Source organism: Alcanivorax sp. P2S70, assembly GCF_000475295.1.
GTDB lineage: Bacteria > Pseudomonadota > Gammaproteobacteria > Pseudomonadales > Alcanivoracaceae > Alcanivorax > Alcanivorax profundi.
The window spans coordinates 79,106-94,305 of the sequence record NZ_AXBZ01000012.1 but is presented as its reverse complement, the minus strand read 5'-3'; the positions used below and the strand labels follow the sequence as shown (position 1 = coordinate 94,305).

The 15,200-nt window shown below is 57.4% G+C and carries 12 protein-coding genes; 8 read left to right on the top strand and 4 right to left on the bottom strand.

All coding sequences use genetic code 11. The annotated features are described in order from the left end of the window. The first annotated feature begins 217 nt into the window (after positions 1-217). Positions 218-1,537, top strand: coding sequence for an amino-acid N-acetyltransferase (argA, locus tag Q672_RS22730; RefSeq protein WP_022984744.1), 1,320 nt, complete (start codon positions 218-220; stop codon positions 1,535-1,537). Between the two features lie 287 nt (positions 1,538-1,824). Here the strand turns inward: argA and Q672_RS22725 are convergent, their stop codons facing one another. Both Q672_RS22725 and Q672_RS22720 read right to left on the bottom strand, forming a co-directional pair. Next, complete coding sequence (locus Q672_RS22725) at positions 1,825-2,301, bottom strand: hypothetical protein (protein ID WP_022984743.1); 477 nt, start codon at positions 2,299-2,301, stop codon at positions 1,825-1,827. Positions 2,302-2,917: 616 nt separating this feature from the next. Next, positions 2,918-3,283, bottom strand: a complete 366-nt coding sequence (locus Q672_RS22720; RefSeq protein WP_022984742.1) for a hypothetical protein — start codon at positions 3,281-3,283, stop codon at positions 2,918-2,920. A gap of 900 nt (positions 3,284-4,183) precedes the next feature. Between Q672_RS22720 and ilvD the strand changes: the two genes are divergently transcribed. From ilvD to Q672_RS22690, 7 genes are all read left to right on the top strand, one after another. Then, positions 4,184-6,031: a dihydroxy-acid dehydratase gene (ilvD, locus tag Q672_RS22715; RefSeq protein WP_022984741.1), complete on the top strand. Its 1,848-nt coding sequence runs from the start codon at positions 4,184-4,186 to the stop codon at positions 6,029-6,031. Positions 6,032-6,328: 297 nt separating this feature from the next. Then, a complete protein-coding gene (locus Q672_RS22710; RefSeq protein WP_022984740.1) occupies positions 6,329-7,651 on the top strand; it encodes a 2-hydroxychromene-2-carboxylate isomerase in 1,323 nt (440 codons plus the stop codon). Positions 7,652-7,759: 108 nt separating this feature from the next. Next, positions 7,760-8,146: an MAPEG family protein gene (locus tag Q672_RS22705; protein ID WP_031226174.1), complete on the top strand. Its 387-nt coding sequence runs from the start codon at positions 7,760-7,762 to the stop codon at positions 8,144-8,146. 127 nt (positions 8,147-8,273) lie between these two features. Next, positions 8,274-9,269: a 2Fe-2S iron-sulfur cluster-binding protein gene (locus Q672_RS0117095; protein ID WP_031226173.1), complete on the top strand. Its 996-nt coding sequence runs from the start codon at positions 8,274-8,276 to the stop codon at positions 9,267-9,269. A gap of 221 nt (positions 9,270-9,490) precedes the next feature. After that, complete coding sequence (locus Q672_RS22700) at positions 9,491-10,765, top strand: paraquat-inducible protein A (RefSeq protein WP_031226172.1); 1,275 nt, start codon at positions 9,491-9,493, stop codon at positions 10,763-10,765. After that, entirely contained in the window at positions 10,758-12,368 is a 1,611-nt protein-coding gene (gene pqiB / locus Q672_RS22695; RefSeq protein ID WP_233552493.1) for an intermembrane transport protein PqiB, read from the top strand. Before Q672_RS22700 ends, pqiB begins: the two co-directional genes overlap by 8 nt. After that, the gene (locus Q672_RS22690; protein ID WP_022984733.1) at positions 12,365-12,895 is read left to right on the top strand and encodes a PqiC family protein; all 531 of its coding nucleotides are present in this window, start codon (positions 12,365-12,367) and stop codon (positions 12,893-12,895) included. Before pqiB ends, Q672_RS22690 begins: the two co-directional genes overlap by 4 nt. A gap of 88 nt (positions 12,896-12,983) precedes the next feature. Here Q672_RS22690 and Q672_RS22685 read toward each other — a convergent pair whose 3' ends face one another. Next, on the bottom strand, positions 12,984-14,210 hold the full coding sequence (locus Q672_RS22685; RefSeq protein WP_022984732.1) for a heme biosynthesis HemY N-terminal domain-containing protein: 1,227 nt from the start codon (positions 14,208-14,210) through the stop codon (positions 12,984-12,986). Continuing rightward, positions 14,207-15,172, bottom strand: coding sequence for a uroporphyrinogen-III C-methyltransferase (locus Q672_RS22680; protein ID WP_022984731.1), 966 nt, complete (start codon positions 15,170-15,172; stop codon positions 14,207-14,209). The genes Q672_RS22685 and Q672_RS22680 overlap by 4 nt, the downstream gene beginning before the upstream one ends. Between the last annotated feature and the right edge of the window lie 28 nt (positions 15,173-15,200).

The following is a 15,200-nucleotide window of genomic DNA, read 5'->3' as shown; positions in this document are numbered from 1 at the left end:
TGCAGAAAGTTTCGGGGCTCAAGTAACGAGTTTCGGAAGGCAAAAGCCCCGCTCTGCCTTTCAGGTTTTCGCAACTCGAAACTCGTGCCTCGCAATTGGCCTTTTTCGCTTGCAGGCAAGCTCCCACAGCGGCTCCGTAGCGACCGCTAGCGCCCGCACGTCCCCACTGGCTATACTGGCCAATCAATCACTTACCACCCGCCGCAGGGAAAACACCGTGTCCAGCACCACACCCGACAATCAGGTTCACTGGTTCCGCCAGTCCTCGCCGTACATCAACGCGCACCGGGGCCGAACCTTTGTGGTCATGCTGGCCGGCGAACTGCTGGACGGGCCCCGGCTGGCCCCGCTGATTCATGACCTTGCCTTGCTCAACAGTCTGGGCATCAAGCTGGTGCTGGTGCATGGCGCACGTCCGCAAATCAGTGCACGGCTGGCGGACGCCGGTATCGAATCGACATTCGAACAGCACATGCGCATCACCGACAGTGCCGCCCTGGATAGCGTCATGGCCGCGGTGGGTGCCCTGCGCCTGAAACTCGAAGGGCTGTTCTCCATGGGGCTCGCCAACTCCCCCATGCACAACGCCGGGATTCGCCTGATCAGCGGCAACTTTGTCATCGCCAAACCGGTCGGCGTGCGCAACGGGTTCGACTATCAGCACACCGGCGAAGTCCGTCGCATCGATGTGGACGCCATCCGCCAGCAACACAGCAGTGGCAACCTGGTACTGCTGTCGCCGGTGGGCTGCTCGCCCACCGGCGAGCTGTTCAACGTCAACGCCGAGGAAGTGGCCTCCACCGCCGCCATTGCACTGGGTGCCGACAAGCTCATCCTGCTTGGCGACGACCTGCGCCTGGCAGATCCGCAAGGCGAGCTGATCCGCGAACTCAGCCCGCAGGAAGCCGGCAAGCTGCTGGCCGATGAACAATTCGAAGACAACGGCGTGGACCGACAGCTCACCGCCGCCTGCCATGCCGCCAGCAATGGCGTGGGCCGGGCCCACCTGCTCGATGCCAGTGTCGATGGTGCGCTGATCAAGGAACTGTTCACCCGTGACGGCTGCGGCACCCTGGTCACCCGGGAAACCTACGAAACCCTGCGAGGGGCCCGCATCGAAGACGTGGGCGGCATCCTGGAACTGATCGAACCGCTGGAAGCCGACGGCACCCTGGTGCGCCGTTCACGGGAACTGCTGGAAAACGAGATACACCGTTTCGCCATCATCGAGCGAGACGGCATGGTCATCGCCTGCGCCGCCCTCTACCCCTTCCCGGACGACAAGACCGGCGAACTCGCCTGCGTGGCCGTCCACCCCGGCTACCGCAAAGGCGAACGTGGCGCGCAGTTACTGGGCTACGTGGAACGGCGGGCCAGAGAGCAAGGTCTGCAACGCCTGTTCGTCCTCACCACCCTCACCGCCCACTGGTTCCAACAGCAGGGATTTGAAGCCGCCGGCGTGGATGCGCTGCCGGGGGCCCGGCAGTCGCTGTATAACTGGCAGCGGAATTCGAAGGTGTTTGTTAAGCCGTTGTAGGGCTATCGCCGTGGGAGCCTATGCTTGCATGGCGATTAGGAAGGGATTGTGGCTCCCGCCTGGATGACTTGCTGCCAACCTGAAATCATTTCGCACCGATAACCGTGCTTGTCCTCGCCGGACGGGCCCAAAGGGGTGCTGCGCGGCACCCCTCTGGACTCCCACGCGCCCCGACTCCGTTCCTCGACTCACTCTAACGGGGAAGGGCCGCCCGGGAACGCTTAAGGTTATTCAACGCCCAGCTCCAGAGCGCACGCAGTGCGTCGCTTGCAGCTGCTTGTTATGCATTACTTGGCCAATGATATTTCTTGTGGATCTATGCGAAGATCTGACAATTTATTAAGCAACCCTTCAATATTTTTCTTGGCCGAACCTTCATTGGCTAACCTAAGTCTTTTCACAGCGGCAAAAGCGTCACCCACACCAGCGGTATGGGGTGTTATAACCGTATCATCAAAAATCACTTCTCCGCTATCAACGTTGGTTAAAATGTATCGAACATGCGCAGTTACTTCTAAATCTAATCCAAATAGCGGTTGGTCGACTTTGAGCATGTTTACTTCTAATCGATATTTTCCGTTATCTGAATAGAGGCCCTGAGATTTGAGGCTCTCTTTCACAGCACCCAAAAATGCTTCATTATCAATTTCAGAGGTCCACGCGGGATTGGTCTTTTTTCCACCTGACACTTGCCCAAGCCCCAAGTTTTCTTGTATTTCTTCAGAGTATTTTTTTTGATCGCCGTGGAAAACCATGTTTTCCATTTTTGCTCCTGAAGCACAACCCCAAAGATATGAGCATACAACTAGAACAAACGTAAACTTTACTAACTTCATTTTTTCCCCGTAGTTTTGGATTGCATAACGCTTTTAGCAGGGGCACGACGTCAGGAGCGTCCCTTGCCTAAACTTGTTAAGGCATTTGCGAACAAACGCCACCAGTATTTGGGTTTAGAGCCAATGCACACTTCATACGAATACAGCCTATCCCGAATTAAGCAGGAACCATCTAAGATCGGCATAAAAGGTACATTCAACCTTTTTACAGCATCCCATTGGTGTGCGTATTCGGTACTGCAGCTCGGACATTTTGGATTTGCCCCAGGAACAAACCTGCCTCCACAAGAGCAATTTGGAAGAGTTGCCGCTATTTGATCCAAGAGTTCTTGGTTGGCCTCATTTTCATAGAGCAACGCATGGTCTTGTTCTCTGTGGATTACATTGGAGCAAGTATCACAGAAAAAATGCGGGCAACTATCGCTCATACCACTTGATTGCCAAGCAGGAGTTTCCTTTCCGCACTTAGGGTTTGGACATTTCATTTTCCCTACCCATGGTGCATTCGATTCGTAGTGTACGATCTTCATATGGCCTTAACGCCTTACTCAGCCGGCGCGTCAGCGGTCGGCTGCAGCTTCTTGCTATATGCTGCGCAGGCGTATTGAGAGCGGATATAACGCCCCAGTTCAGCTGCAGCAGCTTCTGATGTAACTTGTTGCTCAGAGAAAGCTCTGTTCAGGGCCCCAATAAGCTCTTTGCTTCCTACATATAGCTGGCCTTTAAGGCAGGCCGCTCCTCGCAGCAATTCCGTAGTGCTGTAGGAAAACCCTGATACCCAAAGCATCGTTTCCTTCTTCGTTCCACCTTCAAGATCGAACTCAATAAGGTCTGAGCCCCAGGCATCTGAAGAAACCGCCGACGACGAAATCAGGCTCAATAGTGCTGTGAAAATCAGTTTTTTCTTCATTGCATATAACAGCGTATTCAGTCGAACGGTTCGACATATCTTTTTTCGATATAATTCTTAACGGGTTAAAGCACATATATCCAAAAAGCGGCTTCCCTTCAGTAGCTTAACGAGCAAATGCGACCTTTTCTCGTCTGACAAAACTCGAGCGTGCGGCTTATTTCCGGGAATCAGGTGCACTTAACCGCTTCACATGGCTTATTAAAATCACTTTATATCAACCGGTTAGCTTTTTCTGTAAGTCATATCCTACAAAGACTGTGGCCCCATCTGTTGAGCATGGCCCACACCATCATTTTAATAGTGCTCCGGAAGCTCAGGCAGGGCACGTATGTTTGTTAGGCGCGATGACGTGAAAGTGAGTGCCATACCGGCAAAGAGGAAGCCACGACTACCGCAGAATTCGCGCCTCACCGAGCGAAGCGAATAACTGGCACTCCTACAGCAACCCTGAACGTTTTCGCGATACAAGAACGCCAATGCCATCCGCGCGGCATCTTCCCCGTTAGAGTGAGTCGAGGAACGGAGCCCCGTGACGGCGTAGAGCAAAAAACCTGTCTGAGCGGAGCGAGTCTTTTTTGCGTCCGTCACAGGGCGAGTACCGGAGTGTGCCTGCGGAGCAGGCCGAGCGGCCCGGGGTGGCGGGGAGCCCAGAGGGGGAGCCAGCTCCCCCTTTGGGCCCGTCCGGCGAGGACAAGCACCTCTATTGGTGCGATGGGCCCACAGGCTGCCAGAAAGCCATCCAGCCATATACCACCGTCATCTCCGCATTCGTCCAGCGAGCTGGATCTGCTGCAAAACAGCCTGTTTTCAATAGGCGGCCGGCGCCTGTGAGAATTCCCCCTCTGTGGGTTACAATGACTCCCCTTATGCACAGTTATCGACCATAACGAGGTTCTCATGCCGCAGTATCGCTCTCGCACATCCACCCACGGCCGTAATATGGCCGGCGCTCGTGCCCTGTGGCGCGCCACGGGCATGAAAGATGGCGACTTCGGCAAGCCGATCATTGCCATCGCCAACTCCTTTACCCAGTTCGTGCCCGGTCATGTGCACCTGAAGGACATGGGCCAGCTGGTGGCCGGCGAGGTCGAAAAAGCCGGCGGTATCGCCAAGGAATTCAACACCATCGCGGTGGACGACGGCATCGCCATGGGCCACGACGGGATGCTCTACTCCCTGCCCAGCCGCGACATCATTGCCGATTCCGTGGAGTACATGGTCAACGCCCACTGCGCGGACGCGCTGGTGTGCATTTCCAACTGCGACAAGATCACCCCCGGCATGCTGATGGCCTCCATGCGCCTGAACATCCCGGTGATATTCGTGTCTGGCGGCCCTATGGAGGCCGGCAAGACCAAGCTGTCCGAGCACAAGCTGGATCTGGTAGACGCCATGGTCATGGCCGCCGATGACAGCGTGGACGACGAGACCGTCAACGAGGTAGAGCGCTCAGCCTGTCCCACCTGTGGCTCCTGCTCCGGTATGTTCACGGCCAACTCCATGAACTGCCTGACCGAGGCGCTGGGGCTGTCGTTGCCGGGCAATGGTTCGCTGCTGGCGACCCATGCCGACCGTCGCGAACTGTTTCTGGAAGCCGGCCGTCGCGTGGTCGATATCGCCCGCCTGTACTACGAGCAGGATGTGGAAGCCGTGCTGCCGCGCAACATTGCCAACGTCAAGGCATTCGAAAATGCCATGAGCCTGGATATCGCCATGGGCGGCTCCACCAATACCGTGCTGCACCTGCTGGCGGCGGCCCAGGAAGGCGAGGTGGATTTCACCATGGAAGACATCGACCGGCTGAGCCGCAAGGTGCCGTGTCTGTCCAAGGTGGCCCCTGCCACCCAGAAGTACCACATGGAAGATGTACATCGCGCCGGCGGCGTGATGGGTATCCTCGGCGAGCTGGACCGGGCCGGGCTGCTGCACCGGGATATCCCCATGGTGCATTCGGCGTCCGTGGCGGAAGCACTGGAACACTACGACATCATCCGCACCCAGGATGAAGGCGTGAAAAAGATGTTCACCGCCGGCCCTGCGGGCATCCCCACCCAGACGGCCTTCAGCCAGGACACCCGTTGGGAGTCGCTGGATGACGACCGCGAAAACGGCTGCATCCGTAACTACGAGCACGCTTACAGCAAGGACGGCGGGCTGGCCGTGCTGTACGGCAACATTGCCGAACGGGGCTGTATCGTGAAGACCGCCGGGGTGGACGATTCCATTCTCACCTTCACCGGCCGCGCCCGGGTTTTTGAGTCCCAGGATTCCGCTGTTCGCGCCATCCTCGGCGACCAGATTGTCGCCGGCGATGTGGTCGTGATTCGCTACGAAGGCCCGAAAGGGGGCCCGGGCATGCAGGAAATGCTGTACCCCACCAGCTACCTGAAATCCAAGGGACTGGGCAAGCAGTGCGCCCTGCTCACCGATGGCCGTTTCTCTGGTGGCACCTCTGGCCTGTCTATCGGTCACGCCTCTCCGGAAGCGGCGGAAGGCGGCGCCATCGCGCTGGTGCAGGAAGGCGACACCATTGCCATCGATATCCCCAACCGCACCATCCGCCTGGAGGTCAGCGATGAGGAACTGGCGCATCGTCGCATCAAGATGGAAGAGCGCGGCAAGCTGGCTTACAAGCCCAAGGAAATCCGGCAGCGCCGGGTCTCCACGGCCCTCAAAGCCTATGCCGCACTTACCACCAGTGCTGACCGTGGGGCGATTCGTGATCTGAGCCAGATCGGCGACTAACCCGCAGCCCCGGGAAAGGCGGCCCCATGCAAATGGCGCCGCCTTTTTTGTGCCTCGCAATCGCAGCCCGATGACTCAAAACCCGCGTCTCGCAACTCGAACAACGGAGATCGCGCCGCCACCGAGCGCAGCGAAGGAACGCCCGCAGGGTGAGCGTAGCGAATAACCGACACGCTTACGCGGTTGCCGTTACGCAAGGAACCCTTCGTTTTACCCCTTTTCACCCAAAGACAGGGATGGCGTAGGCTATAGTGACCAGCCTGGCCTTTAACGCGCCTCAAAGGAGTCCCCCAGCGCATGAGCCTTAAACACAAACTGATGCCCTACGTGGCGCGCCTGATTACCAGTGAAAGCCTGCAGCAGCTGCGCCGCCGTTTGCGGGAATGGCGACGGGTCCTTCGGCGCCAGCCTCATCAGGCCACCTTCTACTTCCGCATCGATGACCCTTATTCCGTGCTGATGGCACAGGTGCTGCCCCGTTTTGCCCGGCACTTCGGCATTACCATCACACCTCGGGTCATGCTTTACCTGGATCAGCAGATGTATCCGGCTGCCGACATGCTTGAGGAGCTGGCTCCCCGGGATGCCCTGCAGCTGGCCGAACTGCATGAACTGACCTTCCCCAAGGACTGGCAACTTCCCCCTCGCGAGGTCAGCCTCGCCGCGACCCGCTGCCTGCTCAAACACGAAGGCGACGAGCGCTTCTGGAGCCTGGCCGCCGCGCTGGCGGATGCGTTGTGGCGCCACGATCACGACAAGCTTGAAGCGCTGCTCTGCGAACATGGCCAAATGGCCGCCGACCGCGCCCAACTGGCACTGGAGGCCCGCCGCGACCAGTTTCTTGCCGATGGCCATTACCTTACCGGCACGCTGCACTATCAAGGAGAGTGGTACTGGAGCGTGGAACGGCTTGACCACCTGGCCCACCGCCTGAATGACCTGGGACTGGGTACCCAGGACTGGCCCCTGCCCTACGGTCGAGCCAAGCGGGCCCGCCTGAAGGACGCCATTCCTGCCCTCAAGGATTCACCCTTGGTGCTGTATTTTTCCTTTCGCAGCCCCTACTCCTATGTGGCGCTGTCTCGCACCTATGCCCTGGCAGACCACTATGGCCTCACACTGAAAATTCGCCCGGTGTTACCCATGGTCATGCGCGGCTTGAGTGTCCCCCGCGCCAAACGCTTTTATATTCTCAAGGATGCCGCCCGCGAAGCCCGACTTCATCAAGTACCCTTCGGCAAAGTGTGCGACCCGGTAGGCGCGGGGGTAGAACGCTGCATGGCCATCTGGCCCTTTGCAGAAAAAGAGGGCCGCCTGCGGGAATGGTTACGTGCCGCAGCGACCGGCATATGGAGCCAGGGCATCAATGCCGCCAGCGACAATGGCTTGAAGTTCCTGGTCGAAAACGCCGGCCTGGACTGGAAACGCGCTCGCCGCTGGCTGGATGACGACAGCTGGCGTGACCGCGCCGAAGACAATCGCAACGCCATGATGGCCGCGGGCAGCTGGGGCGTGCCCAGCTTTATGACTCAAGATGACATGGTATGGGGGCAGGACCGTTTTGCGATAATCGAGCGCAGCCTGCTAGCCTCGACATCACGACACAAAACCACCCCCTGAGGCGGAACCCTTACCCTGCAGAAGCCATGCTTGCATGGCGATTGTCGCAAGGACGGCATCACCCTGCCGCTTGGCTCCTGCAGTTTTGAACAGACCAAGGAGAACTTGATGACCATTGCTTACTGGTGCGTACTTGCCGCCATCTTCCTGCCTTACCTTGCCACCTCTCTGGCCAAATTCCAGGGCGGCTTCGGCCCCAAACAGAACCACAACCCGCGCGAATTCCTGGAAACCCTGGAAGGCAGCCGCAAGCGGGCCCACTGGGCACAGCAAAACGGTTTTGAAGTGACGCCGGCGTTCGCTGCCGCCGTTATCATCGCCCATCTGGCCGCCACGGCACCGCAAGGCACCATCGACGGTATCGCCCTGGCGTTTGTTCTCAGCCGCGTCATGTTTACCGTCTGCTATATCGCGGACTGGGCCAGCGCCCGCACCCTGGTCTGGGCATTTGGCATGGGCTGTATTGTTGCCTTGTTTGTCGGCGTTGGCGGCTAAAGAGCAGGCAATTGATAATTGAGAATGGATAGTTGATAACTGAAAACCCTATGGAGCCACCTGCAGTACCAACTGGAAGTGGCTTTCGTTATCAATTCTCAATTTTCCATTATCCATTCATCCAGCTGTGCCCCGGATCTACACCATATCCGTCAATGGCAAGGGTCGCTTCCCCTGCCGCGCGGATCAAACCATTGTCGACGCCGGCCACGAGGCCGGCTTCGGCTTTCCCGTCGCTTGCCGCAATGGGGTCTGCGAACGCTGCGCCGGCACACTGACCCACGGACACGTTCAGCAACGAAACCACACACTCCACGCGGGCGATACCGAAGGCACAGAGGTGCTATACTGCGTCGCCCTGCCACTCAGCGATTGCGAGATTACTGTGCCCGAGGTGACTGCCCCCGGCGAACTGCCGGTCCACAACGTGAATTGCCAGATCCTGGAGATCGAGGCGCTCAACCACGATGTGAGTCGCGCCTGGCTGCAACTGCCTGCCGGCAAACGCATCCAGTGGCACGCTGGCCAGTATCTGATGCTCAATCTGCACGGGGAATGCTATCCCTTCTCTATCGCCAACCACTGCGATGGCCGCAAGCTGGAACTGCACATTCGCCATGGCGACGACAACAGTGCCGCCCAGGACATCATGGCCAGTCTCAAGGCCGACAGCACCGTCAGCGTGACGCTGCCTGCTGGCGTTCGCTATATCGATACCGCACCGGAACGGCCCGTGTGGTTTATCTGTGGCTCCACCGGTTTTGCACCCGTCAAGGCCATGGTCGAGCGTCTTATCGCCGTGGACTTCCCACACCCCGTGCGTTTGTTCTGGGGCGCACGCACCCCGGAAGATCTTTATCTGCCCAACCTGCCTGCACAATGGACCGGCGTCCTGAAGGACTTCGAAGCCACCACATCACTCTCTGACATTCACCACCCCGACCATGCGCAAGGACTGGTACACGAAGCCGCCCTCGCTGCCCTCAGCGAGCCAACCCTGCCGCTGTTTTTTCTTGGCGGCTCCCCGCCCATGGCCTGGGCGGTATTCGATGCACTGGTGGCCGAAGGGGTCCCCGCACAGAACATTCACTGCGACGTCTTCGATTACGCCCCACGGGACTAGCGCAGCCCTCACTCCGGCTGGAATGTCAGAACTGGGAAACGTGAATTTTATTCAGGAAAATAAATTCGGCTCTGCCTCTGTCCACCCGTTAAAATCCTTACGCTAACTGGCATAAACCACTAAGGTAATGCGGGCAAAGCCTTGCTAATCTGTCTAAATGCCGTGAGCTATTGCGACGCACTCTCAATCCGGAACTTTATCGGGAATAAGCGGATTAAATCATGTCGTTGCCGGAACCAAGGGATGAACAAAGCCGGGTGTTACCATGCCATGAATGCGACATGGTGTCCGCTCATGATTTCCACACCACAGGCTGGATAGAATGCCCCCGCTGCCAACATCCAATCACTCACCACACACCCAAAGATACACTTACCCCCGCACTGGCTATGTCTGCGCTGGTGATGCTGACGCTTTCGTTGTGTTTTCCCTATCTCGGCTTTGAAAAAAGTGGCATCGAACGGATCATGACAATCAATGATGCCAGTATAGAGCTCGCAACCTTTGACCAACCCATACTCGCACTCATCACTCTGCTTACCATTGTGATACTGCCAGGCTGCTATTTACTCGCCATTCTTTTTCTTCATTACGCGCTGACCATGAAACGTCACGCCAGCATATCGAAACGTCTGATACAGATATTGCCGACCATCCAACCGTGGATGATGGCCGATGTATTTGTCATCGCTGCGCTTGTCAGCCTCGTCAAACTCGTTGGCATGGTTGAGGTAAAACTCTTTCCTTCGTTCTGGACTTTCGCAGCCTTTGCTTTTCTGTTGCTCGCCACAACACTCAGGGTAAACAGCATTCAGCTTTGGGAAAGGCAGCTCGGCACTCTACAGCAACCCCGTGACGCTCGACCTGGCCACACATCACGCTCACAAAATCTCAGTGCATGTCACCACTGCGGTCAGCTCCAGAATTGTCATAACACCCATTGCATACGTTGCCACCACTCCCTTCACGAACGGGCGCCACTATCGCTACAACGCGTTATCGCATTGCTGCTCACTGCCACCCTGTTCAGCATTCCAGCTCAAAGCCTGCCCATCATGGTCACTACGGCACTGGGAAAAGAGGATCCTGCAACGATTATTGCGGGCGCAATGCTGTTTCTTAAACACGGGGACTGGCCCATTGCACTCATCATCTTTACCGCCAGTGTCCTGATCCCTTTTGGCAAAATCATGGCCATTGCCTGGCTTTGCCTGGCAACCCGACGAACATCCCCGATGAATATGAAAACCCAAATGCGGCTGTACCGGGTGACGGAGTGGATTGGTCGATGGTCCATGGTAGATGTTTTTGTTATTGCCATTGTTGTAGCAATGCTGCAAATAGGACAGATTTTAAGTGTAGCTCCAGGTCTTGGCGGTATCGCATTCTGCGGCATGGTAATTTTCACCATGCTGGCATCGCACCAGTTCGACCCTCGCCTTATCTGGGACAATCAGGGCGACAACCTCAAAACACAGGAGAGCGACGTTGGCTGATCCGTCAATGCATTCAAGCAGAAAGATATCCGCCGTTTGGCTTATCCCCTTGTTTGCTTTACTCATAGGACTTTGGCTCGCCTATCGGCATCTCAGCTCTTTTGGACCGGTTATCACACTTCACATGGAACGGGCCGACGGCATTACTGCCGGAAAAACCCCAATTAAGATACGCAACGTCCAGGTAGGACTGGTCGAAGAGGTTTCTCTCTCTGATGACCTCTCTCACACAATTCTTCGCGTACAAATGATTCCTGAAACAGAGTCGATGTTTAATCAGGAAACCCGTTTCTGGGTGGTCAAACCCCGCATCGGGAAAGGGGGAATCAGCGGATTATCCACGGTACTTTCCGGCTCTTACATCGAACTGGAACCCGGCGACAGTTCCACACTGAAAAAGCAATTCACCGTTCACGACACTCCTCCGGCAGTTGACCCTGACAATGCATTGTTCCTGAGACTCACCAGCACTCCCGGCAGTAACATCAACAATGGCGATCCTGTCAGTTTTCAGAATTTAAAAGTAGGACAAGTGATTGAGACAAGCTTCGACCCGGCCAGCAAGCTTTTCAGACACCGCCTGTTCATTGAAAAACCGTATGACGTACTGGTAACCCGCAACACGCGTTTCTGGAAAGTCAGCGGTGTCGGCTTCCAGCTGGATGCCTCAGGCTTCCAGGCCCAGATCAACTCTCTCGAAGCATTGCTTGGAGGCGGGATTTCATTTGCGGTTCCTGACAGCAACATGCTCCCTGGTGAACCAGCAATTGACGAAACCGAATTCATGCTTCATGACGACAAAGAAGCAGCACGTCAATCGCTCTATACGGAAACGGCAAAGTTCGTTGTACTCGTCAAGAACAGCATCAGGGGACTCTCAAATGGGGCCCCCGTAGAATATCGCGGCATCCGTATTGGCACGGTAGAACAAGCGCCATGGACCCTTGGATTTGAAGGGACGCAAGGGCTGGGGCAACAACCGATCCCCGTTCTGATCCGATTTGAACCGCAAAGACTGAACAATGGTGCGGTAGTGGACCCTCGCCATTGGCATGAGGAATTCGAACGGTTGGTCAACCATGGGTTAAGGGCCAGCCTGAAGGTTGGCAACATGCTAACCGGCTCATTGTATGTGGACCTCAAATTCCATGAAGATGCCCCCCAAGCCGACCTTACCGCTCGCCATCAATCCATTCCCGTCTTCCCCTCCGTTGATGGTGGCTCACTGGAGAAAATTGAAGAACAGATTCATCAGCTATTAGTCTCCCTGAATGATGTTCCGGTTCAAGAGATCGCCAACCATATCAACGAGAACCTGGAAAACCTGAACGCCATCACCCGACGGGTAGAAGTATTGCTCGCCGATCCGGCAATGAGCCAACTTCCCCAGCTGCTCACCGATAACCTGAAAGCTCTGGAGGGAACACTTGAGGGCTGGCAGTCAGACGGCGAAGGCCAGCAGCACTTGATCGGCACACTGGAGAAACTCAATCATTTGCTTAATGAGGCAGAGCCTTTGATTGACACACTCAACCAACAACCCAATGCCCTTATCTTTCAGCGTCATACGGCTGAAGACCTACAACCCCGAGGTGCACAATGACGCGCTTGCCCATCATCGCCCTGGTTACCGCCCTTACCCTGGGGTGCAGTCACACGCCCCCGTCTCCACCTCCCGGCTATTTACTTCCCTCTGCCAGCCACATGGCCAATAGCAGTACAGAGGTAAATATACGTCTTGCCAGCTACCTCGATCGTGGCGGCATTGCCATGCAGCTAAGCAACAGCGAGATACGCGTGGCACGTCATCATCGCTGGGCCGACCCATTGAGCGCCCAATTACAACGCTCGCTTGAAACCGCCCTCGCCGCCGTTCACAACGACGAAAGCACCCACCTGACCGTGGAACTCAGTCGCTTTCAGGGCATGCAGGGTGAAGAGCAAGACAGCGATAGCGCAGTCATTACCGGTCGATGGAGGCTAGAAGGAGCAGCGCCGAAGGAAGGATTGATTCAGTGGCAAGCACCACTGCAAGAAGGCGGGTACGCCAATCTGGTCAGGGCACTGGATGCGGGTTGGCAACACATCGCCACCGAGATCGCCAATGCCCTTAACACTGCCCCACGGTAAACCCGGCAGGCGGCAAAGTCGGAGCGGTCGTTCATTCGCGGTGGAACCTCCGCTCCCACAGAAAACCCCAAACACCCTACAGGAAGACTTACAGCGCCTTGTCCGGCATGGGCAGGGCGGGTAGCTGGCCTTCCAGCTGTGCCAGACGACGTTCGAAGGTTTTCATGGCCTTGGACGAATCGCCCAGCGCCTGATACAGGCGCGACAGCTCCGCCAGCGCAGTCGCACTCTGGCTGGAATTGGCCGCCGCTTCAAAGAAGCCCTGGGCCTTGCCCCATAGCCGCGCCTTCAGTGCCACCCGGCCGGAGGTAATCAGCACCGCCGCGTTACCCGGGCGCTCCGCCAACCAGCGCTCCAGCACCTGCAGCAAATCGTCCGGAGACACATCATCAATGGCTTCCAATACCGGCGGCAGACGGTCATCCCACTCCTGATCCAACTTTTCACGGACCAGATTCAGCGCGCCCTTGCCGCCTCCCAGCTGGGCCAGAAAGCCTGCATAACGGGCAATCATGGCCGGATCGTTCTTAAGCTGCACCGGGACGTTTTTCCACAGTTTGCGCAATTCCTCACGGCGACTGTCTGCATCGTTGAAACCGGGCTTGCGGGCGGTTTCCTGCAACAGGGCCAGCCACGCGCGGCGCTCACGCCGGGATTCCCCCTCACCAAACGCCCGCTTGAGACGCGGCATCAGATCACACAGCGCCGGCCAGTCTCGCTGGCTTTCCAGCACCTGGGCATAGGTCCGCAGAATCCGCTTGTTTCGGGGGGCCATGTCCGCCAGCACCTTCAACTCTTCACGGGCCTGATCGGGATAACCGTCATCCAGTGCAAAGCGGGCTTTCATCAAACCGGCCACCAAGCGCCCGCGGTGATCACTGCCGGCGTTTTCCAGATACCGCTGGCTGGCCTCCACGTTATCCTGCTCCTGAGCGGTTTCCGCTGCCAGCAGCCAGGCAAGCATTGGCCAGTCGCCATCTTCACCCGCGGCCACCAACAACCGCTCCGCCTTATCCAGTTCACCATCCACCAGTTGCAGGAAACCGCTACGCAGGCGGCGGGCGGCGACCTGTTTTTTCCAGCGGCGGGTCGCCCGCATGGGCTCCAGCGCGTTCCAGGCGGCATTGCCCAGCAAGGTCAGCACCACCAAGGCCACCGAAGCCAGCAACGCCATCAAAATGACAAAACCCAGGGTGGTATCCAGCGAGAAGTCATCACGGATCACCAGTACATACCCGGAATCCACCGCCATCCAGCGGCCCAGCATCAGGGCAAATACCAGCGCAACGATGACCAGCAGGGCGACTTTTTTCATGCCCCACCCTCCTTACGCTTCAGCGCTTCGATGGCCTGCAAACCGGCGCCGATTTCCGGCAAGGCATACGCGACCTGCTTGCCCCCCATATCGTTCAGCACCTCTGCCATATGGGCCGCACGGGGATCATCCTTTCGGAACCATTCCTTCAAGGTCGCCCGGGCATTGTCCAATGCCTGACGATAGGCCTCACCACGGCCCTGCATCAGGGCCAGTTGCGCCTGTTGCAGGCTGCCATCGAGGGTCAGGCGCACCAGCGACGCCTGCTCAGCGGTGAGAGGCAGCGGCACCCGCCCTTCATGGTGACGTACATTCACCGGCATGCGATCCAGCACATCCTGCCACCAGGGCTGGTTGACCTCAGGGCGATTTTTCTCCGGCGGCGCCTCTTCCACTGGTACCGCCAGTTCCACCACCGTCTGACGCAAGGCGCCCAACTGCAGCACCATGCCCTGCACATCGACCTTGCTGGCACGGCTCAGCTTGTCCATGTCTACCGCCAGCGCCTGACGCGCGGACAATACGGAAGGATCATCGATGCGGGCAAGAATGTTATCGGCCGCTTCCAGCAAACGACGGGCCGCAATGGCATCCTGGGTTAGCAGCAGGCGTTGGCTGGCCAGGCTGGCCAGCGCACGGGATTCATTGATCAGCCACAGGCGCTGGCCACCGGTCTTGATATCGGTGAGCGCAGTGCGGTCCTTGATCTGCTGGGAAGCCAGTTCCGCCTGCTTTTTTTCAAACGCAGCCAGGGCACCCTGCACCTCACTGCGCTGGCTGGCCATCTGTGAAGTCAGTGTCTGGAGCTGCTCGGCAAAACCCGCTTTGTCACTTCGCAGACGCTGATACTCCTGCCAGCCCCACCAGCCACCGGCACCAATCACCGCGGCCAGGATCAGGATAATCAGGACAAGCCAGATAGTGACCCCGCGTTGCCGGGAAAGAAGACGGTCCTGCGTCATGACTGCTCCAGTACTTTATGAGTTGTTG